The sequence below is a fragment of the Vibrio hepatarius genome (genome assembly GCF_018860525.1).
Taxonomy (GTDB): Bacteria; Pseudomonadota; Gammaproteobacteria; order Enterobacterales; family Vibrionaceae; genus Vibrio; species Vibrio hepatarius_B.
Window position 1 is genome coordinate 1 of record NZ_JAHKPM010000064.1, and the last position, 25,835, is coordinate 25,835.

Consider the following 25,835-nt stretch of genomic DNA (forward strand, 5'->3'; position numbering starts at 1 on the left):
GCATTAGCTAAGTGTTTACGGGAAGACATGTTTGCTCCTGAGTGCATTAAGCGAAAACAGATTTGATGGTCTTTTATTCTCTCAAAGCGTCCAAAACACTGCAAACGTTTTACTTACTGAAAGTACTCTTATTGCACACCCTCAACAGATAACATAAAACTCAATAATGATTGTACTGACAAATACCAACATTTGGACATGTAATAAATAAAAAAAATGCTTGAAATTGGTATGAGGAAAACTAAAATAGACGTCTAGAAGTAGAAACACCTACTATTATTCATACTATTCTAGTGGATAGACACACACAACCCCCAAATTAAAGCGGAGCTATCATGGCTAAACACCTGTTTACTTCTGAGTCAGTATCAGAAGGTCACCCTGATAAAATTGCGGACCAGATTTCTGACGCAGTACTTGATGCGATCATAGAACAAGACCCTAAAGCCCGTGTTGCGTGTGAAACATACGTAAAAACTGGCATGGTAATGGTTGGGGGAGAAATTACTACATCAGCTTGGGTAGATATTGAAGAGCTGACTCGCCAAACTATTCGCGAAGTCGGTTACATTAATTCAGAAATGGGATTCGATGCCGATTCTTGTGCAATCCTAAACACTATCGGTAAACAATCTCCTGATATTAACCAAGGTGTTGATAAAACCGACCCGAAAGAACAAGGCGCTGGCGATCAGGGCATCATGTTTGGTTATGCGACCAATGAAACTGATGTGTTAATGCCTGCACCAATTACCTACTCTCACCTACTGGTGAAAAGACAAGCTGAAGTACGCAAAAACGGCACATTACCTTGGCTTAGACCCGACGCTAAATCTCAGGTAACTTTCCAATATGATCAAGGTAAGATTGTAGGTATAGATGCTGTTGTACTATCAACCCAGCATAGTGATTCTATTTCAACTCCTGAACTGCGTGAAGCCGTGATGGAAGAAATCATCAAACCTGTACTTCCTTCCGAATGGTTAAATAAAGAGACCAATTTCTTCATCAATCCAACAGGCCGTTTTGTTATCGGTGGGCCGATGGGAGATTGCGGTTTAACTGGTCGTAAAATCATTGTCGACACCTATGGTGGCGCAGCGCGTCATGGTGGCGGAGCCTTCTCTGGTAAAGATCCATCGAAAGTAGACCGCAGCGCAGCATATGCAGCTCGTTATGTAGCAAAAAATATTGTTGCTGCGGGGCTTGCTGAACGTTGTGAAATTCAGTTGTCGTATGCTATTGGTGTTGCAGATCCAACGTCAATTATGGTTGAAACATTTGGTACAGAAAGAGTCTCAAAAGAGATCATTGTTGAGGCGGTTCGTCAACACTTTGATCTACGTCCATATGGCCTTCAAGAGATGCTTAACCTTCTTCAACCAATTTATAAAAAGACGGCGGCATATGGTCACTTTGGTCGTGAAGAATTCCCATGGGAAGCCACTGATAAAGCCGTTCTATTACGTGAATTCGCTGGTTTAAACTAGTTTAATTTCGCTAACTTATTAACAAAGGGCTTCTGGTTATCCAGAAGCCCTTTGTTTTATGCCACAAAAAGCAGTCAGTAAATTTGTATTTTTTTGTTATGGGGTCAATAGTTAACAAAACGTTAAGAGATGCTTGAGCGTTTCTTATCACCCAATAAAATACAGATGCACAGCTTATCAACAAGTAGTAAAGCCGAGCATCGCATTCCCACACGTCACTTTCAAAGCAAAGTGCCCTACGACTGAGAATCGATCAAGGAGGATGTATGCCTCGTACGGTGAACGAACAAGAAGATTTGGACCAAAAACAAAAGCCCGTGCCTGACAGTGAATATGCACGTACTATCCCATGTAATGAGCTCAGTATATCAGCGCCCTTTCATTGGCTGTCACTTGGCTTGCAAGACTTTATACGTATTCCCTTAATTAGCGGATTCTATGGCTTATGCTTCATGGCATCAGCAGTAGGAATAGTTCTACTGGTGCAATGGCAAGGTACCCACTTGGTTGTTATGCCTAGTTTGATTGTATTTGGACTAATAGGACCATTCCTTGCTTTAGGTCTATATGACGCTAGCTGGGAACTGGAGAAAGGTCATAAACCCAGTTTATTGCACTCTATGAAAGCAATTGGTCGAAATTCTTCTTCACAATGGGCATTTGCAGTACTACTCGCTGTATGTATGATTTTCTGGATGAGAATAGCAGCGCTGCTACATGCGCTATATCCTTCAGTACAAGGGGCTCCTATCACTGAGTTTCTACCTTTTCTTGTGATTGGCTCTTTAGTCGGTAGTGTGTTGGCCGCTATTGTATTCAGCATCTCAGCCTTTTCTATTCCATTGATGATGGAACGTCGAGTCGACATGATGACAGCCGTATTTACTAGCTTCAACGCAGTGAAATCAAACATACCAACCATGATAGTTTGGGCTGCAATAATCTGTGGTGGTATCTTAATTGGATTCGCTACTTACGGAATTGGTATGTTTTTCACCATACCCATCCTAGGTTACGGTACATGGCACGCCTATCATGATGCAATAAGGAAAAAGCATCATTAGCGCGAAACCTTAATCCATTATATGATTCGCCTCATAAGCAGGGGCGAATTTATTGGGAGTCGGGTTGGATAAAGAACTTATATACCGCGCACAAAGAGTTGCAGCACATTATGTAATCAAAGCTCAAAAAAATTTTAAGCAATCATTCTCCATACCACAATTGAACTACAAACTAAGAGGAAAAGCTGCCGGTAAAGCCTACTTACAACTCAATGAGATTCGCCTCAACCCCATTCTTTTCATCGAAAATCAGCAAGCTTTCCTAAATGACGTCATTCCACACGAAGTGGCTCACTTAATCACATATCAAGTGTATGGCAAAGTAAAACCTCATGGTAAGGAATGGCAACTTGTGATGGAATCAGTGTTTGGAGTCGCCGCTAAAACCACTCATGATTTCGCCCTAACGTCAGTGCAAGGGCAAGTCTTTGACTACCGGTGTGGATGTCAGAGCCATCTACTCACCGTAAGGCGTCACAACAAGATCCAGCGCAGTCAAAGTCACTATCGCTGCAAACTCTGTCAGAAAACTTTAATATACATCGAGCAGTGATTTCATTACTGGTGTTTTCTATTTATTTGCTGAAGCTAAGCCAACTGCAAAACCAATAAACACACCACCGCTAAATTTGTTCAATCTTACCTTATTTTTTGCCGTTGATAGTTTAGCTTTTGCCTTATGCGCAATGAATGAATAAGCACTATGAATCAATATAACGAGGCAACTAAATGTAATCGCCATGATAGTTAGTTGCGTAGTATAGTTTTTCGATGTATCTATAAATTGTGGGAATACTGACATGAAAAATACAATCGCTTTAGGGTTTGAAATTGACACTAAAAAACCTTCGCAAAAGCATCGATAAATGGACTCGCAGTTAGAATTAGACTTAGTTTCAGATAAAATATTTGTCCGCCACATTTTTATACCCAAATACAGCAAATATATAGCCCCAGAAAATTTAATCAGACTAAAAGCAAAAGCAGATTGTGTAAGAATAACCCCTAAACTAGTTGCCGATACAGCGGAAATACAGAGAATGGCAGTCGCAATACCCAAAATACCACTAAATACCTGCTTCTTATTTTTTCGCACTGAGTTATTCAAAGTAAGCATTACAGCAGGACCAGGTAGGCATATAGTAGCGGCGGCCAAACATAAGTAAAGGATGTAATTGTCCATATTTTTTCCATATATAAACAGCCACAACTAAACCTACTTACAAGCGCCAAGTCATGCCTAAATTTAGGCCCTATTTTCATATAAAGATGAGTAAATTAATAGATCTAGCAGTTAAATAATTGAAATGAAAAACGATAAATAGATATGTGAATTATACAGGGGTTGATTTTTCCATGGTAATTTAACAACTTATCCTCCATCGCCAATTTCGATACTTTACCCCTTGTTTTTTCAACGTGATGCATCCATGTTAGGGGTTCAGTTACCCTTCTATGACCGGATATATCCGATGCGAATCCCACGAATTTATCACCCTGAAGCAATCACTCAACTTGGTCATTTAACCCTCAGCGAAGATGCAGTAGGCCACGTGGGGCGAGTTCTGAGAATGAAAGCTGGACATGAGATTATACTCTTTGATGGCCTAGGTGCAGAATTTCCTGCCGTGATCAATGAAATAACAAAAAAATCCATCATAGTTGAAGTGAACGAGCGTATTGAACAAAGCAACGAATCACCACTTGATCTCCATTTAGGGCAAGTGATCTCGCGTGGAGATAAAATGGAGTTCACAATCCAAAAGTCGGTTGAACTCGGTGTTAACACTATAACGCCTTTGATTTCTGAAAGGTGTGGCGTAAAACTGGATCAAAAACGTTTTGACAAAAAATTGTCTCAATGGCAAAAAGTAGCAATTAGTGCTTGTGAGCAAACAGGTAGAAATACCATCCCTGAGATCCGGCCTATTATGTCATTGGAACAATGGTGCAGCGAAAAGTATGATGGTTTAAAACTCAATTTACACCCAAGAGCAACATACTCAATAAATACTCTACCCACACCTGTTGAAAAAGTACGACTTCTCATTGGCCCAGAAGGTGGATTGTCTAGTCAAGAAATTGAAAAAACAAGAAGCTTTCAATTTGAAGAAATTCTGCTTGGTCCTCGAGTATTACGCACAGAAACGGCCTCCCTAACCGCAATTACAGCCCTGCAAGTTCGCTTTGGTGATCTTGGCTAACTGGAGAAGAAAATGATCAAACTAGGTATTGTTATGGACCCGATAGAGGCCATTAACATCAAGAAAGATTCAAGCTTTGCTATGATGCTTGAAGCCCAACGTCGCGGTTATGAAATACACTATATTGAGATGGCCGATCTTCACCTTGATCAAGGAATAGCAGTCGCTGACACTAAGGTCGTCTCACTAAAAGAAGACCCAAATTCTTGGTTTGAGTTTAAATCGCAACAAACCGTTAAACTTGGCGATCTTGACGTAATATTGATGCGTAAAGATCCTCCATTTGACACAGAATACATCTATGCAACTTACATTCTGGAACGAGCAGAGCTGCAAGGTAGTTTGATCGTCAATAAACCTCAAAGCCTACGTGATTGTAATGAAAAGCTATTTACTGCGTGGTTCCCTGACTTGACACCAACCACTATAGTCACCCGAAAAGCAGAAAAAATTAAATATTTTCGTCAACAACATGGAGATGTGATCCTAAAACCATTAGATGGCATGGGAGGTGCATCAATATTTCGTGTCAAAGCAGAAGACCCAAATGTGTCTGTGATTATCGAAACCTTGACCAACCATGGCCAGAGTTACGCAATGGCGCAAACCTTTGTTCCAGATATCAGCAATGGTGACAAACGAATCCTGATCGTTGATGGTGAAGTAATGCCGTATTGTCTCGCTCGTATTCCGGCCAAAGGTGAAACTCGTGGTAATCTTGCCGCTGGTGGAACAGGTGAAGCAAGACCACTTACTGACACAGATAAACAGATTGCTGCAGCAGTAGCGCCTACACTTAAAGAAAAGGGTTTGATATTTGTAGGTCTGGACGTCATAGGGGATAAGCTGACTGAGATAAATGTAACCAGCCCAACCTGTATTCGTGAAATTGAGGCTGCGTTTGATATCTCAATCACAGGCAAGTTAATGGATGCGATAGAATGCCGCATAAAAAAACAGTAACTGCCTAAAAAGGACTATAGGTGCACAATATGCACCTAATTTAATCTGGAGTAACTATGAATTTAACCAACCACTTTTTAGTTGCGATGCCGGGAATGAAAGATCCCTACTTCCAACGTAGTGTCATTTATGTGTGTGAACACAATGATGACGGAGCCATGGGTTTAATGATTAATGCTCCTATCGATATCACTGTGGGTAAAATGCTTAAACAAGTCGATGTCGAAACAACGCAACCTCAACTCAAAGTCGGTAGCCTTGAGAAACCAGTTCTTAATGGTGGGCCCGTATCAGGTGATAGAGGATTTATTCTTCACCAGCCAAAAGATCACTATGAATCTAGTATAAAAATGACTGACTACATATCGGTCACAACCTCAAAAGATATTCTTGCCGTACTCGGAACAGAAGAAGAACCCACAGAATATATTGTCGCTTTAGGCTATTCAGGTTGGGAGCCTGGTCAACTGGAAATAGAGCTTTCTGAGAATTCTTGGTTGACTATTGAAGCTGACCCTGCTGTCATGTTCAACACTCCTATCAATGAGCGTTGGCAGAAAGCAGTACAAATGCTTGGTATTGATGCCTCTCAACTCTCAAGTGATATTGGCCACGCTTAAAATTATTATTTATCATTATGTCTAGAACAATTATGGCTTTTGACTTTGGCACTACAAGTATCGGTAGTGCCATAGGCCAAGAAATAACAGGCACCGCCTCTCCACTAAAAGCATTTAAAGCTAAAGATGGCATTCCAAATTGGGGCGACATCGAAAAACAGATTAAAGAATGGCAGCCGACATTACTGGTAGTCGGCTTACCAACGGATCTTCACGGAAAAGATCTTGACAGCATTGCTCCAAGAGCAAAGAAGTTCGCCAATAGACTACATGGTCGCTTTGGTGTAGCTGTTGAGCTTCATGACGAACGACTTTCAACCACAGAAGCTCGTGCTGATCTCTTTGAATTCGGTGGTTACAAAGCCCTTACTAAGGGCAATGTAGACTGTCAATCGGCAGTCATAATTCTTGAGAGTTGGTTTGAAGCTCAATATGGCTAGCTAGAGCATTTTGAGCTAGTTAATCCATATCGATTTTGACGTCAGCTAAAGCCCCCCCCCCAAAACTCTCACCACGTTGAGTTTTAAGCATGATGCGCAAGTCATTTGCTGAGTCGGCACTGTGAAGCGCATCATCTTCTGCTATTTTGTCGTCTATAAGCAATTGATATAGAGCCTGATCGAAGGTCTGCATTCCCGATTGCTGCGATTTACCCATGGTGTTTTTGAGTTCATGTAGATCACCACGACGTATTAAATCCGAAACCCTAGGGCTATTTAGCAAAATTTCAAAGACGCCGTGGCGACCATTGCCATGTTTATCACGCAGTAGTTGCTGAGCAACCACGCCTCTTAAGTTCATAGAAAGATCAAATAGAAACTGCTCTTTTTGTTCTTTAGGGACAAGGTGAAGAATACGCTCAAGAGCTTGGTTAGCGTTATTCGCGTGTAACGTTGCCATGCAAAGATGGCCTGTTTCCGCAAACGTCATCGCAAACTCCATCGTCTCCCGAGACCTAATCTCACCAATCAAGATCATATCAGGTGCCTGTCGCAAAGAGTTTTTCAAGGCGACTTCGTAGCTGTCTGTATCAAGACCAACTTCTCGCTGAGTAACGATACATTTATCATGCTCATGGACAAATTCTATTGGATCTTCAACCGTTAATATATGCCCACTTTTATGATTATTTCGGTGCCCAGTCATTGCAGCCATAGTGGTTGATTTGCCCGATCCAGTCGCACCAACAACCAAGACTAAACCACGCTTAGCTATGGATAAATCTTTTAATATTTCAGGTAATTTAAGCTCATCAAAGGTGGGAATAGTTGTTTCAATACGACGAATCACTGCTCCCGGTAGCTCACGCTGATAAAAAGCTGAGATTCTAAAACGACCAAAGTCTTTTACAATCGCAAAATTAGCTTCTCGACTCTGAGAAAATTCACTCTGGCGACTCTCATCCATAACACTATGTAATAAAGCCGATACTGCTTGCTGTGACAAACTATCACCAAGCGGTTTCAAATCACCATTAACTCGATATAGAAGAGGAGCGCCGACAGTAATATATAAGTCCGATGCCTTCTCACTCAACATACCTTGTAGGCAAGCATTGATATCCATCACATCCTCTCTCATATTATCCCAGACTCAGCTTCAATTTTTTTCGCCACCTCTTCCGCATCAACCAGTCCCTGAGCGATCAATTGCTTAGAATGCTGCTCCATAGTCTGCATGCCATGAGCTGCACCCGTCTGAATAACGGATTGCATCTGAGCGACTTTATCTTCACGAATCAAGTTTCTGATAGCAGGCGTCGCCATCATGATTTCATGACAAGCTACTCGTCCCCCACCAACTTTTTTCAGTAATTTCTGCGCTATTACCGCTCTGAGAGACTCCGAAAGCATGGAGCGAACCATACCTTTATCACTACCGGGGAATACATCTATGATGCGATCGATAGTTTTGGCTGCAGAACTGGTATGTAAAGTACCAAACACCAGATGCCCAGTTTCTGCTGCGGTAAGAGCAAGGCTTATAGTTTCTTGATCTCGCAGCTCACCAACCAAAATAACATCAGGATCTTCTCTCAAAGCACTGCGCAAAGCATTATTAAAGCTATGCGTATCTTTGTGGACTTCACGCTGATTTAGCAAGCATTTATTGTTAGCATGCACAAATTCGATCGGATCCTCAATCGTCAGAATATGCTTGTTATGGTTACGATTAATATAATCTACCATAGCGGCAAGTGTTGTGGACTTACCAGAACCAGTAGGCCCAGTCACAAGAATTAAGCCTTTCTCCATATTGGCGATGTTTTCAAAAGTTGCCGGAGCCTCTAGCTGCTCCAAAGTCGGAATGACGGTCGGGATCGTACGAAATACCGCACCACATCCTCTCGACTGATTAAATGCATTGACCCGAAAACGTCCAACATCTGGCAGCTCAAAAGAAAAATCAATTTCTAAATGTTCCTCAAATTCACTACGTTGAGAGTCATTCATGATTTCAGTCACTAACCGGTGGACCTCAGAGTGATTAAAAGCGGGCACACCTAACTTTCTTACATCACCATCAATACGTATCATCGGAGATACTCCAGCAGAAAGATGTAGATCTGACGCATTATGCTTTACACTAAAGTCCAGTAATTCAGCGATATCCATTTCAAATCCTTACTAAAGTTAGCTATGAGTAATATTCAACAAAATATTGAACAGATCACCTCACAGATTACAGCGGCACAACAAAAGTGTGGACGCCCTACGGGCTCAGTGCAACTTCTGGCGGTAAGTAAAACGAAACCCAAGCAAGCTATTTTGGATGCAGTTCACGCTGGCCAAATAGCCTTTGGTGAAAACTATGTTCAGGAAGGTATTGATAAGATTGCTTATTTTTCTGAAAATCATCCTAATCTAACATTAGAGTGGCACTTTATTGGCCCAATACAATCCAACAAAACTCGTCTTGTGGCTGAAAACTTTGCTTGGGTACATACCATAGACCGCGCTAAGATAGCTCAACGTCTCAATGACCAACGGCCAGAAGGTATGCCACCGATTCAGGTACTGATTCAGGTGAATACCAGTAGTGAGAGCTCAAAATCTGGAACAAGTGAATATGACGAAATCTTTGCCTTAGCAGAGTTGATTTCTTCACTACCAAACCTCACTTTAAGAGGGTTGATGTCGATTCCTGCTAATGTTTCTAACTATCAGTCACAATTGGCCGCATTTACCCAATTAGCTGAGCTAAAAAACAAGCTTGTGAAGCGCTTCCCAACCCTTCCCCTTGATACGCTTTCGATGGGAATGAGTGGTGATATGGAACCTGCTATTGAAGCTGGAAGCACTATGGTGCGTATTGGAACAGCAATTTTTGGTGCTCGTGACTATAGCAATAAGGCTTAAACCGAAATAAAAAGAATTGAATAAATGGAAAATAAAAAAATTGCCTTTATTGGCGCTGGTAACATGGTTAAAGCTATTGTATCTGGCTTGGTATCAGGGGGCTACAATCCTTCATATATTACAGCTACAGCGCCTTCAGATACAAGGCGCTTACTACTAGAGCAAGAGTTTTCAATTAACACCACCAGCGACAATATTAGCGCTGCTAAACAAGCAAATGTGGTGATTTTGGCGGTTAAACCACAGATGATGCAAGAGGTATGCTCTACTCTACAATCTGTCGATTGGTCTGATAAGCTAGTGATTTCGATTGCTGCTGGAGTTAGCTGCCAACGTCTATGTGAAATGCTTGATCACAACTTAAATATTATTCGTGTCATGCCAAATACGCCATCACAACTCGGTTTCGGTATGAGTGGCATGTTTGCACCTGAGCGAGTAAATGATGCCGATAAATCCTTTGCCACCTCTTTGATGAGTGCGGTTGGAAAAACTTGCTGGGTAGAGAAAGAAAGTGGCATCAATAATATCATTGCAGCAGCCGGAAGTGCGCCAGCCTATTTTTTTCTGTTTATGGAAGCCATGCAAGCCGAGGCTATCGCTCAAGGTTTTGATAAACAAACCGCTCGCGAATTGGTTCAACAATCTGCATTAGGTGCTGCGAAAATGGTGGTAACGAATCCAGAAATAGAGTTATCGACATTGCGCGAACAGGTCACTTCTAAAGGTGGCACCACAGCTGAAGCACTACGCACATTTAACCAACATCAACTTTCGGATATAGTAGCAAAAGCAATGCAAGCCGCTGTTACACGTGCCGAAGAGATGGAAAAACTATATTAATCCGATTGAGCTTTGGCTCTATGAAATTAAGGGTAATCTATGAATTCAATGAGTTTTCTAATTTCCACCCTGTTTGATCTCTACATTATGGTAGTGATCTTACGTATTTGGTTGCAGGCTGCTCGTGCAGACTTCTACAATCCATTCTCACAATTTGTTATCAAAGCGACTCAACCTGTGGTGGCCCCACTTCGCCGAGTCATCCCTTCCTTAGGTAACCTTGACCTAGCAACCGTCTTATTTGCCTATGTGCTTTGCATTCTCAAATTTGTTGCACTGATTTTCATTGCCTCTAATGGTTCAGTATCTTTTAGTGCTGAATTCTTATACCTAGGCCTACTCTCTCTTATTAAAGCTGCTGGAGGTTTATTATTTTGGGTACTGCTTATTCGTGCCATTTTAAGCTGGGTGAGCCAAGGCCGTAGTCCAGTTGAGTATGTATTCCATCAATTAACCGAGCCTATGTTGGCACCAATAAGACGAATCATTCCCGCTATGGGCGGGTTTGATTTAAGCGTACTAGTGCTTTTTATTGGCTTACAGTTCGCTAATTTCTTAATGGGCGATCTGATTGGATCAATATGGTATCAGTTGTAACGACTAAGTGCTGTACACTAAACAATGATTACATTTGTAAAAGCCATCATTGATGGCTTTTACTTTATTCTCGTAGCACGGTAAACCACAGCATACCGCTGAGAAGTCATCATCATAAATCTATCATTAGGTTAAATACCACCATTACATATCAAAATAGTTTATATAGGGAAGAACATGAAAATATGGGTCATGCTAATACTCGCCAGTACCTTTTCCTTTGCAAGCTCAGCTGGGCAGTTTAAAACCATCAAAGACATTGAAGTTCATTACTCAGCGTTTAATTCAACTTTTCTTACCTCGAAAGTCGCCAGCAACTACCAGCTTAAGCGTAATGGCTACTCGGCGATTTTGAATATTAGTGTACTCGATACTTATCAAGCTGGAAAACCCGCTACGACTGCAAAAATTACAGGCCATGCTAAAAACCTAATTGGTCAAATAAAAACGCTGGAGTTTACGGAAGTAAAAGAAGGGAATGCCATTTACTACTTGGCCGAATTTTCCATTTCTGATCAAGAAAATCTTACTTTTAATATTGATATCAATGCTGGTAATAAAGGCACTGGAAGGTTAAAGTTCTCTCAAAAATTTTATGTAGAAGAGTAAGAGCCACACTTACTATTAAGGCAATATCATGAATACAAAAAAAATTGTTCTCGCGACAGGTAATCAAGGAAAAGTTCGGGAGATGGCTAAACTTATTGAAAATTACGGCTTTGATGTCCTTGCCCAAAGTGAATTTAACATCTCAGAAGTAGCAGAAACAGGAACAACGTTTATTGAAAACGCAATTATTAAAGCTCGACATGCAGCTAAAGAAACTGGACTACCAGCTATCGCTGATGACTCTGGATTGGAAGTCGACTTTCTTAAAGGTGCACCAGGCGTATATTCTGCTCGTTACGCTGGCGAAGACGCTACAGATAAACAGAATATAGATAAATTACTTGCTGCCATGCAAAATGTACCAGAACACCAGCGAAGCGCTAGGTTTCACTGCGTGTTAGTTATGATGCGTCACGAGTTCGACCCTACACCAATTGTTTGTCACGGTACTTGGGAAGGAAAAATCCTAACCCATGCTCATGGTCAAAATGGTTTTGGCTACGATCCTGTTTTCTTTGTCCCCGAAGACAATTGCGCCTCAGCAGAACTTGAACCACAGCGTAAAAAACAACTCTCACATCGCGGCAAAGCTCTGCAAAAGCTCTTTAGCCAATTATCTTTCCAACCTCTGTAAACCCAGTTTGAAATGAGTCAATTAATACCACCTCCGCTAAGCCTTTATGTACACATTCCGTGGTGCGTACAAAAGTGTCCCTATTGCGACTTTAACTCTCATGCCCTAAAAACAGAGATCCCAGAGCAAGCGTATATTGCGGGATTATTGCAAGACTTAGATACCGATATTGAGCGGTACCAGATAAAAAATTATTCGCGCCCTCTACATTCGATTTTTATTGGTGGTGGTACCCCAAGTTTATTTTCAGCCCAAGCAATAGCAGATTTACTGCAAGGAATTGAAGCCAGAATTCCATTTAAAGCTGAGATTGAGATTACCATGGAGGCCAATCCGGGCACGATTGAAGCTGAGCGCTTTGTAGGTTACCAAAAAGCGGGGATCACGCGTATATCAGTTGGTGTACAGAGCTTTGAGCAATCCAAGCTCATCAAGCTGGGTAGGATTCACGGCCAAAAGGAAGCCGTCAATGCGGCAAATCTTGCTCATCAAATTGGCTTAAATAGTTTTAATCTCGACTTAATGCACGGTTTACCTGATCAATCTGTTAATCAAGCTTTAAACGACCTAGAAAAAGCGATTGAACTCTCACCTCCTCATTTGTCTTGGTATCAATTGACCATTGAGCCCAACACACTGTTTCATTACAAACGCCCAGCCTTGCCTGACGACGATGCGTTGTGGGATATTTTTGAACAAGGACACCAGAAGCTTACCGAAGCCGGTTACGTGCAGTATGAAATCTCTGGTTACAGCAAGCCTAATCATCAATGCCAACATAACCTCAATTATTGGCGCTTTGGAGATTACTTAGGGATTGGCTGCGGTTCTCATGGTAAAGTCAGCTTTGCAGATGGTCGGATAATACGCACGACAAAGATAAAGCATCCTAAAGGCTATCTTGCAGCCTACAACAATATGGTCAAACCCTATCTTTACAGCGAAGATGAGGTTGCACTAGTAGATCGCCCGTTTGAATTTTTTATGAATCGCTTTCGTCTCATCGAAGCTTGCCCTAAACAAGACTTCCTCGACACCACGGGCCTTGGTTTTGAAACCATAAAAACCACTATAGATTGGGCAATTAATATGGGTTACATCAACGAAAGTGAAACACACTGGCAAGTCACAGAGAAAGGCAAACTCTTTCTTAATGACTTGCTAGAGGCTTTTATGGTCGATTCTGAATAAATCAAAGCAAAACACAATTAAGCTACATCACTCGTTGTGTTTTAGGCTTACTGCCATTGTCTAACGCTTTCTATAACCCAAGTCAGCTATTGATAGAAGCAATATCTATTGGACCGATAACTACAGTAAGGGTCTCAATTTACAGTTCTAACTTGTACAAAGTATAATTTATCTAGGAACTTTTCTCTCAATCGTACGTCCAAACGTATAATATTTATTATTATATATTTAGAGGGACGTAAACACTTACTTCTCTTTATAAAAGCTAAGATAGGTTTATCGACTAATTGGTTTTAGATGAATAAGTGGTTTTTAGATGAATAAGTGGTTTTTAGATGAATGAAATATCACAAAAAATATTTCTAATCATATTTATCATGACGATATCTATCTCATCTGCGACATTTGAGTTAATTGTTGATAATTCAAACATTTCAAATAATACCACACACCACCTCCATGTTGACGCTGACAATTCTGATTCAGGAATTAACAATACAGTAGATAGCCATAACGAGGAGAAGTGCAATATTCACCATTGTCACTCTAATCAAAACTTAACGACAAACACTTTTTTAATTTCAATAGGCTTCAAATCAATACTGTTCATATTGGATAGTTTAAATATTTACCTATCACCATTATATTCATTTTTCCGACCACCCATTTCCTTTTAACTTTAAAAATATAAATCAGTTAAACAATGCGATATATCGTAGGCATAACAACAGTTAAAGGAAATATTTATGTTAGATTTAAACTCATACTTCATTTATCGAATTGAAGGTGATTGGAATAAAACCCATCATCAGGTTACTGGATTATTGTATAACCATAACCACAAATCAGAACTCACAAGATCTATTATCCCCCATGAAAAAACCAACCCTAAAAGAGTAAGGGTATTAGAAAACGTATCACCAAATAATTACCCACCTAGCTTTTGGATTACTGATAGCAATAATTTTCCTTTAGACATCATTAATAACTGGTTTTCTCAAGCAGAGAATAAAATATCTTTCCCAAGTCATGACGGAATGCAGCATACCATTTCAAAGTTAGAGAATTATTATCAAGCTGAAACGATAAGAAAATCCTTAGAAAAAATACCAAGCTTCTTAATTGCAGATGGCCATCACCGCTATGAAGTAATTAAGAAAAATCAGTACCAGTTAAGCCTACCTGTATTTTTGATATCATCTTCTCAAGCATCGTTTGAGTTTAACGAAATATATTGCCATTTAAAAAGTAAAACCAATATCACGAGTACAATTGATAACATAACTAAAAACTGGCTTACTTCATGTCAACTGGATGAAGCCGACTTCAAGATCACTTTCAATGAAAAAGAGTGGGGCTATCGGCATAAAGAGAAAAACATCTTTAATACCAATGACTTCACTCTTATTTATCAAAGACTACAAACTCTTCATGAAATATCTACAATAAATACATCCCCAGAAAATCCTACGGATTTTAAAGATTGCATTTCGATTAAAGTCATACATTCAGACGTCTCTCATGTTATTGATGAGGGTATATCTGGAAGAAAAATGCCAATTAAATCGACATGTTTTAGACATAAACCTGATGAGAACATCTTACAAAACATTGCCAATTCCTATTCAAATAAATTCATTCTGGAAGGATCTTCACTATGAATATGACTAATACAAAGTCCCAAAATGAATATAGTCACAAGCTTGTTGCCAACTCTATATCGGAGGCTGTCGGTAATGTGCCGTATATAAAGCTGAATAGGATCCACTCATTATGCTTACATAATAGTTTCTACGTAAAGATGGATTCATGTAACCCGACCGGAAGTATAAAAGATAAAAACGCGGCTTTCCTAATCGACCAAGCCGAGAAACAAGGCCTGTTAAAACAGGGCGGTACCATTATTGAGTCCAGCTCTGGTAATTTTGGAATGTCACTTGCGAGTATTGGTGCATCCAAAGGATACCAAGTCATCATCGTCATTGACGCAAAAACACCTCCTCCAGTCATAAAAATGCTTAATGCTTATGGCGCCGCTCTCGAAGAAGTTCCCCTTAGCTTGGCAGATAGCGCAGGGTCGATGCAAAAAGCGCGCATGGCACATGCGAAAAAGCTTGCTGATACAATGCCAAATTCTTTTTATCCCTGTCAGCACCTTAACCCTGATAACCCTCTTGCGCACTATTATTACACTGCGTTTGAGATTGCCAACGCTTTCCCCAAATTACCCGATGCAATCGTGATTGGTATTAGCACCGCAGGACAACTATCAGGGATCGCTCGGTATTTTCGAAGCCACAGTCCTACAACAAAAATTATTGCTGTCGATGTGGCAGGTTCTGGGATCTTCGGTAAACCAAGGCACCCTTACAAAATGACCGGACTCGGACTATCTTTTGTACCACCAGCCTTTCAACCTAGCGATATTGACTACGCCTATAATGTCACTGACCAGATGGCGTTTTCTATGTGCCATCATTTAGGAAAAAGAGAGGGCTTGTTATTAGGTGCTTCTACTGGTGCCATTGTCAGCGCTGGTCTTGCTTATGCAATACGGGCAAAAGTACAACACGAAAAAATCATACTGATCAATCCAGACAGAGCCGATCGCTATCTAGATACTGTCTACAACCCAGACTGGTTAGCCCATTCAAAGATTTCTTTATATAACGACCGAGAACTGGATACTCATATTAAACAGTTAGATCCAGTATATGAACCGCATATGCATGGGGAGGGTGTTATTGATGCAATCTCATAATCGACGTTATCTTAAAGAATTCGCGCCAATGTCCTTAAGTGACATGGTAATGGCACTCGGCGATCCTATTATCATTTTTGTTCTAGCATCACTACCAAATAGCACTCTAAATCTAGCGGCATTCGCACTAGGTAAAGCAATTGCTGTATTTTTTGAGAGCCCGATCATTTCTGTTCTGCCCGTCTCTAATATGATGTCAGTAGCAAAGAAAAGTCGCGAAGTTTTGTTTATCTTTGTGGTGACATTAGGTACTACCCTGACGATAAGCATGTCCGCACTGGCGCTACTTCCAGAGATTAGTAGCCTCGTTTCCATTCAATCTGAAATTTGGAAGCAAGCTTCATTGATGGTTTTACTACTCTGTCCTTGGCCCTTAATGATTGCGTTACGTCGCTACTGGCAAGGACAAATGATATACGCAGGGCAATCGACACAAATAGCCAAAGGAGCCATTTTACGGTGCTTGGTGTTAATGTGTATCGCCTTTCCCCTATCACTCATAACCAATTCAGGTCCACTCATTGTCGCAGGAGCATTATTATGCGGTGTATTAGCAGAGCTGGTCTATGTCCGTTGGCGCGTGAAACGTATAAAGGCCTTTGAATCAAAAGCACTGAATGATTTACCTATTGATATGATATCTATGGGACGCTACTACTGGCCATTAGCACAGTCGATGATCACATTATGGGGAGCACGCCTGATGCTACCTATTTTAATTACTTTCTTGGGAGAACAACAACTTGCAGCATGGGCGGCCGTTTGGGTGTTAGTGATCAGTATTAGTAATGGGGTGCGTATGCTTCAACAACTTGTCATTCGTCACCTACAAGCTCTACCTGATAGCGAACATACAGTTGAAAGAGACCACTTACGCCTATTTGCATTACTGGTTGGCATAGGATTCAGTTTCATTCTTGGTTTACTGGCTTTTTCACCACTAGGCAGTTCATTGCTTTTACTGTATGTCAGTGGCGATACACAGCTTGCAAATACAATGCATTCAGTGTTGTTAGTATTGTTTGCAATGCCTATGCTCATGGCGATTCAACATTATTTGATGGGGTTACTAATGCTAAAAAATGCGACCAATGCAATAGGTAAAGCCGCTTTAGCTGCGAACCTATATATGGTGGTTGGAGTAGCCGGTACTGTGTGGTTTAGCTTCTCCCTATCTATCATTGCAATTCAAGTCATACTGGCCATGTGCCTTGAAATCGCATTACTAGGAGGAGCAATGAAAACTCGTCAGTTAGACGCTATACAGCCAAAAAACTAAAGCGAGTCTCAATACAACTATCCCGTAATAAAGCGGGATAGTTGTATATTCATTGGCTCAAAGATTCAGCGCTAAAAAATCGAACGACCAATACGCTCAGATAGAATCTCTAAAGCTCGCGTTCCTGCTAAAGAGTTCCCAGAAGGGTCTAGCTCAGGAGACCAAACAGCAATTGTCATCTCTCCGGGCACAATAGCAATGATGCCACCACCCACTCCAGATTTACCTGGCATTCCAACTCGATAGGCAAATTCTCCTGCTCCATCGTAGAGTCCACATGTGACAAGCAATGCATTAAGCTGCTTAGTTTGAGTTGGCGTTACAACAAGTTTACCTGTTTGAACTGAGGTACCTTTGTTGGCAAGGTAACTAAAGGTTTTAGCCAAATCCACACAACTCATTTTGAGTGCACAAGCGTGAAAATAGTTGTTCAATACTGGAATAACATCATTATCGAAATTGCCAAGAGACCGCATTAAATAGGCAATAGCCGCATTACGGTCACTGTGCATCATTTCTGACGCTGCTACAATTTTGTCATAGCATATATGGGTATCACCCGATAGCTGACGAACGAATTCCAGTAAGCGCTGCCTAGGGGCTGATAATCGGCTTTGCAGTAAGTCAGCAACAATAATCGCTCCAGCGTTGATAAAAGGGTTGCGGGGAATACCTTGTTCCATCTCGAGCTGAATAAGGGAATTAAAGGCTTGTCCAGAGGGCTCTTTACCCACACGAGCCCATATTTCGTCTGGCGTATACATCCCCATCGCTAAAGTTAGGCTTAGTGCTTTGGATATAGACTGGATGGAAAAAGCTTCATCAGCATCTCCTGCTTTAATCACTTCACCTTGATTGGTAAAAACAGCAATTGCCAGCTTTCTCGCAGGTATTTTAGCCAGTGCAGGGATATAATCAGCCACCTTCCCTTGGCCAATTAACGGCCGAACCTCTTGTAAAACATCGGCTAATATCTCTTTTGTTGGTTTCATTGCTTACCTATTTTGTAAAGGCTTATTATTTTTCTTGTAGGGTAAAAAAAGCCAACAATGTGATGTTGGCTTCCTCATTCGCATTAATTTGCCGGCGATTTAGCTAACACGTTTGAATTTAATGTCCCATACTCCATGACCAAGACGATGACCACGAGCTTCAAACTTGGTTAGAGGACGATCTTCAGGGCGAGAAACAAAATCACCGCCCTCAGCGATATTCTCATATCCGTGCGCTTGATTCATCACTTCAATCATATGCTGGGCATAATTTTCCCAATCTGTCGCCATATGGAAGATACCGTCATCTATAATCAACTTCTGACGAACCATCTCAGCAAAGTCTAGTTGAACAATACGCCGCTTGTGATGACGTTTTTTATGCCACGGATCCGGAAAGAATAGCTGCAATGTCGCAAGGCTACTATCTGGAATCATGTTAGCAAATACTTCTACAGCATCATGACACATAACTCTTAGATTGGTAATACCTGCCGCACTTGCATCGGCAAGGCATGCGCCAACTCCAGGGCTATGCACTTCAATACCCAAGAAGTTTTTTTCTGGTGTGTTCTTTGCCATCTCAACCAAAGATGCACCCATACCAAAACCGACTTCCAGAACTACCGGGTTGTCATTACCAAATACATCTTTCCAATTAAGAAATTGTGACTGATAGTCAATCCCCATAGTAGGCCAACATTCATTCATTGCGTTTTCTTGACCTTTGGTTAATCGACCTTCACGGCGTACAAAGCTGCGTACTTTGCGTATCAACTTACCGTCTTGATTGTATTCGTTAGTGGTCACTTCACTCATGATTTTGCCTGTTTAAAAATTGCTCTCGACCTAAAGGGATTGTGATTATCCAAAGAATCGACACTGGTGCAAGTTTTTTAATGTATTCGACATAGAATAAACCCTTACTCTTTATCGGTTGAACTTTACCTATAATCTGTGATGCAATTTTACCTAATTACACAATAATATTGAGCAAGTCGTGACTCCTTTTGCTAATGCAATCCTAACTTGGTACGAAAGCTATGGAAGAAAAAACTTACCATGGCAACAAAACAAAACTGCTTATAGCGTATGGCTATCTGAAATTATGCTTCAACAAACTCAGGTAACCACCGTTATTCCATATTACCAGCGTTTTTTAGAACGTTTTCCGAATGTCATAGAGCTCGCTAATGCTGCACAGGATGAAGTTCTGCACCTGTGGACAGGTCTTGGTTATTATGCCCGAGCAAGAAACTTACACCAAGCAGCTAAAATTGTTGCCAGCAAATACCAAGGTGAGTTTCCTCTTAACATCGAAGAGATGAATGCACTACCGGGAATTGGCCGCTCTACTGCAGCAGCTATATTATCGTCTGTTCATAAACAACCTCACGCCATACTGGATGGCAATGTAAAACGCACATTGGCCCGCAATTTTGCGGTCGAAGGCTGGCCGGGGAAAAAGCAAGTAGAAAATCAACTTTGGCAACATGCACAACACCATACGCCGCATATTGATACCGACAAATACAATCAAGCAATGATGGATATGGGGGCCATGGTTTGCACACGCAGTAAGCCTAAATGTTCCTTATGCCCAGTATTAACATTTTGCTTGGCACATAAGCAGGGCAACATACTTGATTATCCTGGTAAAAAACCTAAAAAAGAGAAACCAATAAAAGCAACTTGGTTCATTATATTATATTACCAAGGCCAAGTATGGTTAGAACGGCGTCCATCATCTGGCATATGGGGTGGATTGTTTTGTTTTCCAGAACATACTCAATCAGAATTTAGTCATCATCTAACTGTACGTGGTGTAAGCGATAGTAATATTGAACGCCATGAACAAATGATCGCTTTTCGCCATACCTTTAGCCATTATCACCTCGACATCACTCCAATTTTGGTAAACCTATCAAAGCAACCTAACATCGTGATGGAAGGAAATAACGGTCTTTGGTATAACTTATTACAACCTGAAGAGGTAGGCTTAGCCGCTCCTGTAAAACAACTATTGGATAGCTTGCCTGCCGAACTTCAAAATTAAACTACTCAAAGGAATCATTATGAGCCGCACCATATTTTGTGCTCGACTAAAAAAAGACGCAGAAGGACTAGACTTTCAGCTTTATCCTGGAGAGCTTGGCAAACGTATTTTTGATAATATTTCTAAGCAAGCATGGGCTGAATGGCAACACAAACAGACTATGCTCATCAATGAAAAAAAACTTAATATGATGGACTCTGAACACAGAAAATTAATCGAAACAGAAATGACCAATTTCTTGTTCGAAGGAAAAGATGTCCATATTGAAGGCTATACTCCACCTAGTGACTAGAGTGCACCCTTTAGATTTGAGATAAAAATGACATCAATACTTCGCCTTGATGTCATTTTTTAGGATATATATGAAAAAGTTAGTTTACTTTTTACTGGCCATAGTACTTGCTGGATGTAGCCGTGAATTTATTGAGAACATCTACGATGTTAACTATGAACCAACAAACCGCTTTGTGAAAAACTTGGCCGAATTACCGGGCCAATTTCAAAAAGACACAACCGCTTTAGATGCTTTAATCAGTAGCTTTTCAGGCAACATCAAAAAACGATGGGGTCAAAAGGAAATTAAATTTGCAGGTAAAAGTAACTACGTAAAATATATCGATAACTATCTCAGTCGCTCAGAAGTCAATTTTGACAAAGGCACAATCGTAATAGAAACCGTATCACCAACCGACCCCAAAGGGCACCTCAGGAATGCGATTATCACCACCCTACTTACCCCGGATGATCCAGCCAATGTAGATTTATTTTCTTCCAAAGGTATTAAGCTTGAAGGGCAACCATTTTTATACCGCCAAGTAGTCGATCAAGACAATAAACCAATTCAATGGTCATGGCGCGCTAATCGATTTGCTGACTATCTGATTGCCAACAAACTCAAAGTTAAAGATGTCGACTTCAAAAAAGCTTACTATGTTGAAATTCCAATGGTTGAAGACCAAGTGGAAATTCGCAGCTACAAATATGCTGATATAGTTCAACGTGCTTCGAATCGCTATGGCATTCCTGAAGATTTAATTTATGCCATTATCAAAACCGAAAGCAGTTTTAATCCTTATGCAGTTAGTTGGGCTAATGCATATGGATTAATGCAAGTCGTCCCGAAAACTGCAGGGCGCGATGTCTTTAAACTGGTTAAGAAAACGTCAGGGCAACCCTCTCCTGAATATCTATTCAACCCAGAAAAGAACATAGACACCGGCACGGCCTACTTCTACATTCTAAAAAATCGTTACCTCAAAGATGTACAAAACCCCGTATCTCTAGAATACAGTATGATTTCTGCCTACAACGGAGGAACTGGAGGTGTATTAAATACTTTTAATCGCAATGACAGAAAACGGGCAATGCGCGATCTCAACTCATTACAACCCAATCAAGTCTATTGGGCTTTGACGAAGAAACACCCAAATGCAGAAGCACGCAGATACTTGGAAAAAGTCACAAAATACAAAAAGAATTTTAACACTGGCAAGCCTTAAAAGCGCAAAGTGTCTAAATTATCGGCACTCAACTCGTTTTTTACATTTTTTTCTAAAAACAAGTTGACGTTACGGTGGAAAATCCGTTTAATAGCGCTCCGTTGCCCGGATAGCTCAGTCGGTAGAGCAGAGGATTGAAAATCCTCGTGTCGGTGGTTCGATTCCGCCTCCGGGCACCACAATATATTCGTTGTTGGTGTGAAATCACGAACAACAACAGGTAAAAACGTGCCGACTTAGCTCAGTAGGTAGAGCAACTGACTTGTAATCAGTAGGTCACCAGTTCGACTCCGGTAGTCGGCACCATTTATTTGCCTCGATAGCTCAGTCGGTAGAGCAGAGGATTGAAAATCCTCGTGTCGGTGGTTCGATTCCGCCTCGAGGCACCATTATTTGGTGCTTTACCTTTGGTAACACAAATAATTCCCCCTTAGTTCAGTTGGTAGAACGGCGGACTGTTAATCCGTATGTCGCAGGTTCGAGTCCCGCAGGGGGAGCCACTTTTAGAAAAACCTCATCGATAGATGAGGTTTTTTTTTACACCACCATTGCAAAGCTGTAGCTTGTTTCAAACTTCTTGATACTGAGTGAAAAACGTTTCCATAACCTATTTCTTAATCAGAACGAAGAAACTCAAGTTCAAATGAGCGCTTCTTCGCTATATTGTTCTATTATTTCCTGCAGTTTTAAAGTTAACTTCTATTACAGCCTATACACTTCTAGCCCTAAATGAGTAAAAACAGCCCATTAAGTATAGAAAAACAGCAAACAATATTTTTTTTGCATTTTAATATTGACCTCAAAGACGAAAAACCGTTTAATACATCTCGTTGCCCGGATAGCTCAGTCGGTAGAGCAGAGGATTGAAAATCCTCGTGTCGGTGGTTCGATTCCGCCTCCGGGCACCACAATTTATGCATTGTTGGTGTAAGATCACGAGCAATAAAAGATAAAGTGTGCCGACTTAGCTCAGTAGGTAGAGCAACTGACTTGTAATCAGTAGGTCACCAGTTCGACTCCGGTAGTCGGCACCATTTATTCCCCCTTAGTTCAGTTGGTAGAACGGCGGACTGTTAATCCGTATGTCGCAGGTTCGAGTCCCGCAGGGGGAGCCACTTTTAAATCAGTAGGTAACGTCTGCTGATCAAGATGCCGACTTAGCTCAGTAGGTAGAGCAACTGACTTGTAATCAGTAGGTCACCAGTTCGATTCCGGTAGTCGGCACCATATTATTCCCCCTTAGTTCAGTTGGTAGAACGGCGGACTGTTAATCCGTATGTCGCAGGTTCGAGTCCCGCAGGGGGAGCCACTTTTAAAAAGCCTCATCAAATGATGAGGCTTTTTAGTATCTAGATTGAAGAGGATTGGCAATATGTACCAATCCTTTGAGGCACGCTTAATCGGTACCACCGACAGTCAGTGAATCGAGCTTTAACGTAGGCTGCCCTACTCCAACTGGTACACTTTGACCCGCCTTACCGCATATACCAACACCACGGTCAATACTAAGGTCATTACCTATCATAGATACCTGCTGCATCGCTTCAATGCCCGAGCCTATCAAGGTAGCTCCTTTGACTGGCCGCGTGACTTTTCCATTTTCAATTAGGTAAGCTTCTGATGTGGAAAATACAAACTTACCAGAGGTAATATCGACTTGGCCGCCACCAAAATTTGGCGCATAGAGACCTTTTTCTACCGTCGAGATGATTTCTTCGGGACTATGCTCCCCAGGTAACATATAGGTATTGGTCATGCGAGGCATCGGCAAGTGTGCATACGACTCACGGCGTCCATTGCCTGTAGGCTCAACACCCATCAAACGCGCATTATGCTTGTCTTGCATATACCCTTTAAGTACACCATTTTCAATTAAAGTGTTGTACTGGCCCACAACTCCCTCATCATCAATATTGAGTGAGCCACGTAAATTCTTAAGCGTTCCATCATCGACTATGGTGCATAACTCAGAGGTAACTTTATCACCAACTTTTCCGCTAAATACCGATGATTCTTTACGATTAAAGTCGCCTTCTAACCCATGGCCAATCGCTTCATGCAATAAAACGCCAGGCCAACCAGAACCTAAGACAACCGGCATAGCACCCGCAGGGGCCGCATCTGCCTCTAAATTAACTAAAGCCGTTCGTATCGCTTCATCAGCATATTGATAAGCAACTTTGCTACCTTGCTCTTCTCCAAGGAAGAAATCATAGTTAAAGCGACCACCACCACCAGCACTACCACGTTCACGACGATCACCTCGCTGTGCAAGTACACTAATTGACAAGCGAACGAGTGGGCGAATATCACCCGCGTAGGTGCCATCAGTTGCTGCGACAAGTATCTGTTCGTGCACACCACTCAGACTTATCGACACTTCTTTGATTAAAGGCTCTTTAGTTCTAATATATGCGTCTAACTCTTTCAATAGCTGAGTTTTTTGCTGCTTTTGCCAACTTTCTAGTGGATTAACTGCACTATAAACCTGTTGGTTATCAGTACGCTTAAACGCTTTTACATGAGCGCTCTGACCTTGCTGAGCGATACCACGAGCAGCATGAGCACTTTGCTTAAGAGCATCTAATTGAATTTGATCTGAATAGGCAAAACCTGTTTTTTCACCAGCAACAACTCTCACACCAACCCCGCGATCGATGTTAAAAGACCCATCTTTAATAATGCTGTCTTCGAGAACTAAAGACTCGTGCCAACTCGACTGAAAATAGATATCAGCATAATCAATCTGACGGGTGGCTATACTGGCTAAAGTCTGCTCGATATCCTGCTCAGTTAGGTTTGCAGAATTTAGCAATACATCTTCTACTTGGTTTATTGTCATATATAGCTCTTAAACGTTTAATTGAGTTTGAAAGCGGATGTGCTTGAGAGTGGGCATTGCCGCTCGAACTACATCAACGCTATCTAAATCTAAAGTGGTAACCAGATTGCCTGGGAGGTTATTTAAACCGGCAACCACCTCGCCCCAAGGAGACACTACCATTGAGTGCCCCCAAGTCTCGCGACCACACGGGTGAATACCAGTCTGATTTGCAGCGACCACCCAGCTTTGAGTTTCGATAGCACGAGCTCGTAATAATGGTTCCCAATGAGCCGCACCTGTTACTGCTGTAAATGCTGCCGGGACAAGCAACACATTCGAACCTCGCTGCACGAGTTCACTATACAAGTGCGGGAAACGCACGTCATAACATATCGTGAGGCCAAGGTGCGCAATTGGTGTATCGACGGTGACAATTTGGTTCCCGGGCGTGAATATTTCCGATTCACGGTAGCGTTGATGAGCATCTTCCACATCCACATCAAACATATGTAGCTTATCATAATGTGCTATCAACTGACCTTTCGGATCGTATACCAGTGATGTCGTCGTCACTCCTTCAGCTCGTCTAATTGGTATACTACCAACAACAAGATAGACTCCTCCGGCCTTTGCAATACTCGCTAATTGAGTGTGAGTTTGTCCTTCCCCCAAAGGTTCAGCAACTTGGTGGTAGTTTTCACGACAACCAAAAACTAAACTATTTTCCGGAGTCACTACGAGCTCAGTCCCTTGTTTGGCTAACAATCTGACCTGATGCTTGATATAAGCCAGATTAGATTGAAGATCTGGCCCAGAAGTCATCTGAATGATTCCTATTTTGGGCATCATT

General features: G+C 41.4%; 26 protein-coding genes and 9 tRNA genes. 28 read left to right on the forward strand and 7 right to left on the reverse strand.

The genetic code is table 11. From position 1 onward, the window contains the following. The first annotated feature begins 335 nt into the window (after nucleotides 1-335). The 3 genes from metK to KO511_RS18775 all read left to right on the forward strand — a co-directional run bounded on the left by metK (nucleotide 336) and on the right by KO511_RS18775 (nucleotide 3,107). Nucleotides 336-1,490 (forward strand): methionine adenosyltransferase, encoded by a 1,155-nt coding sequence (metK, locus tag KO511_RS18765; protein ID WP_215988924.1) that lies wholly within the window; start codon nucleotides 336-338, stop codon nucleotides 1,488-1,490. A gap of 266 nt (nucleotides 1,491-1,756) precedes the next feature. Further along, nucleotides 1,757-2,554, forward strand: a complete 798-nt coding sequence (locus KO511_RS18770) for a DUF2189 domain-containing protein (RefSeq protein WP_215988925.1) — start codon at nucleotides 1,757-1,759, stop codon at nucleotides 2,552-2,554. 64 nt (nucleotides 2,555-2,618) lie between these two features. After that, nucleotides 2,619-3,107 carry a SprT family zinc-dependent metalloprotease gene (locus KO511_RS18775; RefSeq protein ID WP_215988926.1) on the forward strand — a complete coding sequence of 163 codons (489 nt, stop codon included), beginning with the start codon at nucleotides 2,619-2,621 and terminating at the stop codon, nucleotides 3,105-3,107. 18 nt (nucleotides 3,108-3,125) lie between these two features. On the opposite strand, the gene KO511_RS18780 is transcribed toward KO511_RS18775, so the two are convergent. Then, complete coding sequence (locus KO511_RS18780; RefSeq protein WP_215988927.1) at nucleotides 3,126-3,737, reverse strand: LysE family translocator; 612 nt, start codon at nucleotides 3,735-3,737, stop codon at nucleotides 3,126-3,128. 289 nt (nucleotides 3,738-4,026) lie between these two features. Here KO511_RS18780 and rsmE point away from each other — a divergent pair, with 289 nt between their 5' ends. Genes rsmE through ruvX form a run of 4 tightly spaced genes read left to right on the forward strand, consistent with a single transcriptional unit; the run spans nucleotide 4,027 to nucleotide 6,781 of the window. Beyond that, the gene (gene rsmE, locus KO511_RS18785) at nucleotides 4,027-4,758 is read left to right on the forward strand and encodes a 16S rRNA (uracil(1498)-N(3))-methyltransferase (RefSeq protein WP_215988928.1); all 732 of its coding nucleotides are present in this window, start codon (nucleotides 4,027-4,029) and stop codon (nucleotides 4,756-4,758) included. Between the two features lie 12 nt (nucleotides 4,759-4,770). Then, complete coding sequence (gene gshB / locus KO511_RS18790) at nucleotides 4,771-5,721, forward strand: glutathione synthase (protein ID WP_215988929.1); 951 nt, start codon at nucleotides 4,771-4,773, stop codon at nucleotides 5,719-5,721. Between the two features lie 56 nt (nucleotides 5,722-5,777). Further along, entirely contained in the window at nucleotides 5,778-6,341 is a 564-nt protein-coding gene (locus KO511_RS18795; RefSeq protein WP_215988930.1) for a YqgE/AlgH family protein, read from the forward strand. A 17-nt stretch (nucleotides 6,342-6,358) separates the two neighbouring features. Then, nucleotides 6,359-6,781: a Holliday junction resolvase RuvX gene (gene ruvX, locus KO511_RS18800; protein ID WP_215988931.1), complete on the forward strand. Its 423-nt coding sequence runs from the start codon at nucleotides 6,359-6,361 to the stop codon at nucleotides 6,779-6,781. Between the two features lie 19 nt (nucleotides 6,782-6,800). Here the strand turns inward: ruvX and KO511_RS18805 are convergent, their stop codons facing one another. Together KO511_RS18805 and KO511_RS18810 are read right to left on the reverse strand one after the other, a co-directional pair. Further along, on the reverse strand, nucleotides 6,801-7,907 hold the full coding sequence (locus tag KO511_RS18805; protein ID WP_215988932.1) for a PilT/PilU family type 4a pilus ATPase: 1,107 nt from the start codon (nucleotides 7,905-7,907) through the stop codon (nucleotides 6,801-6,803). A gap of 11 nt (nucleotides 7,908-7,918) precedes the next feature. Further along, nucleotides 7,919-8,956, reverse strand: a complete 1,038-nt coding sequence (locus tag KO511_RS18810) for a type IV pilus twitching motility protein PilT (protein WP_215988933.1) — start codon at nucleotides 8,954-8,956, stop codon at nucleotides 7,919-7,921. 24 nt (nucleotides 8,957-8,980) lie between these two features. On the opposite strand from KO511_RS18810, the gene KO511_RS18815 reads away from it, so the two are divergent. From KO511_RS18815 to KO511_RS18855, 9 genes are all read left to right on the forward strand, one after another. Continuing rightward, nucleotides 8,981-9,700, forward strand: a complete 720-nt coding sequence (locus KO511_RS18815) for a YggS family pyridoxal phosphate-dependent enzyme (protein WP_215988934.1) — start codon at nucleotides 8,981-8,983, stop codon at nucleotides 9,698-9,700. A gap of 24 nt (nucleotides 9,701-9,724) precedes the next feature. Beyond that, entirely contained in the window at nucleotides 9,725-10,543 is an 819-nt protein-coding gene (gene proC, locus KO511_RS18820; protein WP_215988935.1) for a pyrroline-5-carboxylate reductase, read from the forward strand. A gap of 39 nt (nucleotides 10,544-10,582) precedes the next feature. Beyond that, nucleotides 10,583-11,140, forward strand: a complete 558-nt coding sequence (locus tag KO511_RS18825; protein WP_215988936.1) for a YggT family protein — start codon at nucleotides 10,583-10,585, stop codon at nucleotides 11,138-11,140. A gap of 177 nt (nucleotides 11,141-11,317) precedes the next feature. Beyond that, nucleotides 11,318-11,749, forward strand: a complete 432-nt coding sequence (locus tag KO511_RS18830) for a DUF4426 domain-containing protein (protein ID WP_215988937.1) — start codon at nucleotides 11,318-11,320, stop codon at nucleotides 11,747-11,749. Nucleotides 11,750-11,777: 28 nt separating this feature from the next. After that, on the forward strand, nucleotides 11,778-12,383 hold the full coding sequence (locus KO511_RS18835; protein ID WP_215988938.1) for an XTP/dITP diphosphatase: 606 nt from the start codon (nucleotides 11,778-11,780) through the stop codon (nucleotides 12,381-12,383). A gap of 12 nt (nucleotides 12,384-12,395) precedes the next feature. Continuing rightward, nucleotides 12,396-13,574 carry a radical SAM family heme chaperone HemW gene (hemW, locus tag KO511_RS18840; protein WP_215988939.1) on the forward strand — a complete coding sequence of 393 codons (1,179 nt, stop codon included), beginning with the start codon at nucleotides 12,396-12,398 and terminating at the stop codon, nucleotides 13,572-13,574. Between the two features lie 746 nt (nucleotides 13,575-14,320). Continuing rightward, entirely contained in the window at nucleotides 14,321-15,235 is a 915-nt protein-coding gene (locus KO511_RS18845) for a DUF1015 family protein (protein ID WP_215988940.1), read from the forward strand. Beyond that, nucleotides 15,232-16,335 (forward strand): PLP-dependent cysteine synthase family protein, encoded by a 1,104-nt coding sequence (locus tag KO511_RS18850; protein ID WP_215988941.1) that lies wholly within the window; start codon nucleotides 15,232-15,234, stop codon nucleotides 16,333-16,335. The genes KO511_RS18845 and KO511_RS18850 overlap by 4 nt, the downstream gene beginning before the upstream one ends. Further along, nucleotides 16,322-17,614, forward strand: coding sequence for a hypothetical protein (locus KO511_RS18855; protein ID WP_215988942.1), 1,293 nt, complete (start codon nucleotides 16,322-16,324; stop codon nucleotides 17,612-17,614). The genes KO511_RS18850 and KO511_RS18855 overlap by 14 nt, the downstream gene beginning before the upstream one ends. 71 nt (nucleotides 17,615-17,685) lie before the next feature. On the opposite strand, the gene glsB is transcribed toward KO511_RS18855, so the two are convergent. Together glsB and trmB are read right to left on the reverse strand one after the other, a co-directional pair. Next, nucleotides 17,686-18,606 carry a glutaminase B gene (gene glsB / locus KO511_RS18860; RefSeq protein WP_215988943.1) on the reverse strand — a complete coding sequence of 307 codons (921 nt, stop codon included), beginning with the start codon at nucleotides 18,604-18,606 and terminating at the stop codon, nucleotides 17,686-17,688. A 99-nt stretch (nucleotides 18,607-18,705) separates the two neighbouring features. Beyond that, nucleotides 18,706-19,425 carry a tRNA (guanosine(46)-N7)-methyltransferase TrmB gene (gene trmB, locus KO511_RS18865; RefSeq protein ID WP_215988944.1) on the reverse strand — a complete coding sequence of 240 codons (720 nt, stop codon included), beginning with the start codon at nucleotides 19,423-19,425 and terminating at the stop codon, nucleotides 18,706-18,708. Between the two features lie 181 nt (nucleotides 19,426-19,606). On the opposite strand from trmB, the gene mutY reads away from it, so the two are divergent. From mutY to KO511_RS18925, 12 genes are all read left to right on the forward strand, one after another. Next, the gene (gene mutY, locus KO511_RS18870) at nucleotides 19,607-20,662 is read left to right on the forward strand and encodes an A/G-specific adenine glycosylase (RefSeq protein ID WP_215988945.1); all 1,056 of its coding nucleotides are present in this window, start codon (nucleotides 19,607-19,609) and stop codon (nucleotides 20,660-20,662) included. Between the two features lie 19 nt (nucleotides 20,663-20,681). Beyond that, nucleotides 20,682-20,954 (forward strand): oxidative damage protection protein, encoded by a 273-nt coding sequence (locus tag KO511_RS18875; protein ID WP_215988946.1) that lies wholly within the window; start codon nucleotides 20,682-20,684, stop codon nucleotides 20,952-20,954. A gap of 70 nt (nucleotides 20,955-21,024) precedes the next feature. After that, nucleotides 21,025-22,161 (forward strand): membrane-bound lytic murein transglycosylase MltC, encoded by a 1,137-nt coding sequence (gene mltC, locus KO511_RS18880; RefSeq protein WP_215988947.1) that lies wholly within the window; start codon nucleotides 21,025-21,027, stop codon nucleotides 22,159-22,161. 103 nt (nucleotides 22,162-22,264) lie between these two features. Then, nucleotides 22,265-22,340: transfer RNA gene (locus KO511_RS18885), tRNA-Phe, on the forward strand. 51 nt (nucleotides 22,341-22,391) lie between these two features. Beyond that, nucleotides 22,392-22,467, forward strand: a tRNA-Thr gene (locus KO511_RS18890). 7 nt (nucleotides 22,468-22,474) lie between these two features. Beyond that, nucleotides 22,475-22,550: transfer RNA gene (locus KO511_RS18895), tRNA-Phe, on the forward strand. Nucleotides 22,551-22,585: 35 nt separating this feature from the next. After that, nucleotides 22,586-22,661, forward strand: a tRNA-Asn gene (locus KO511_RS18900). Nucleotides 22,662-22,993: 332 nt separating this feature from the next. After that, nucleotides 22,994-23,069: transfer RNA gene (locus KO511_RS18905), tRNA-Phe, on the forward strand. Nucleotides 23,070-23,119: 50 nt separating this feature from the next. Next, nucleotides 23,120-23,195 (forward strand) — tRNA-Thr (locus KO511_RS18910). Between the two features lie 5 nt (nucleotides 23,196-23,200). After that, nucleotides 23,201-23,276: transfer RNA gene (locus tag KO511_RS18915), tRNA-Asn, on the forward strand. A gap of 36 nt (nucleotides 23,277-23,312) precedes the next feature. Then, nucleotides 23,313-23,388, forward strand: a tRNA-Thr gene (locus tag KO511_RS18920). Between the two features lie 6 nt (nucleotides 23,389-23,394). Next, a tRNA-Asn gene (locus KO511_RS18925) sits at nucleotides 23,395-23,470 on the forward strand. Between the two features lie 87 nt (nucleotides 23,471-23,557). Here KO511_RS18925 and tldD read toward each other — a convergent pair. Continuing rightward, nucleotides 23,558-25,003 carry a metalloprotease TldD gene (gene tldD, locus KO511_RS18930; protein ID WP_215988948.1) on the reverse strand — a complete coding sequence of 482 codons (1,446 nt, stop codon included), beginning with the start codon at nucleotides 25,001-25,003 and terminating at the stop codon, nucleotides 23,558-23,560. Between the two features lie 9 nt (nucleotides 25,004-25,012). Further along, nucleotides 25,013-25,831, reverse strand: coding sequence for a carbon-nitrogen hydrolase family protein (locus KO511_RS18935; protein ID WP_215988990.1), 819 nt, complete (start codon nucleotides 25,829-25,831; stop codon nucleotides 25,013-25,015). Nucleotides 25,832-25,835 lie beyond the last annotated feature (4 nt).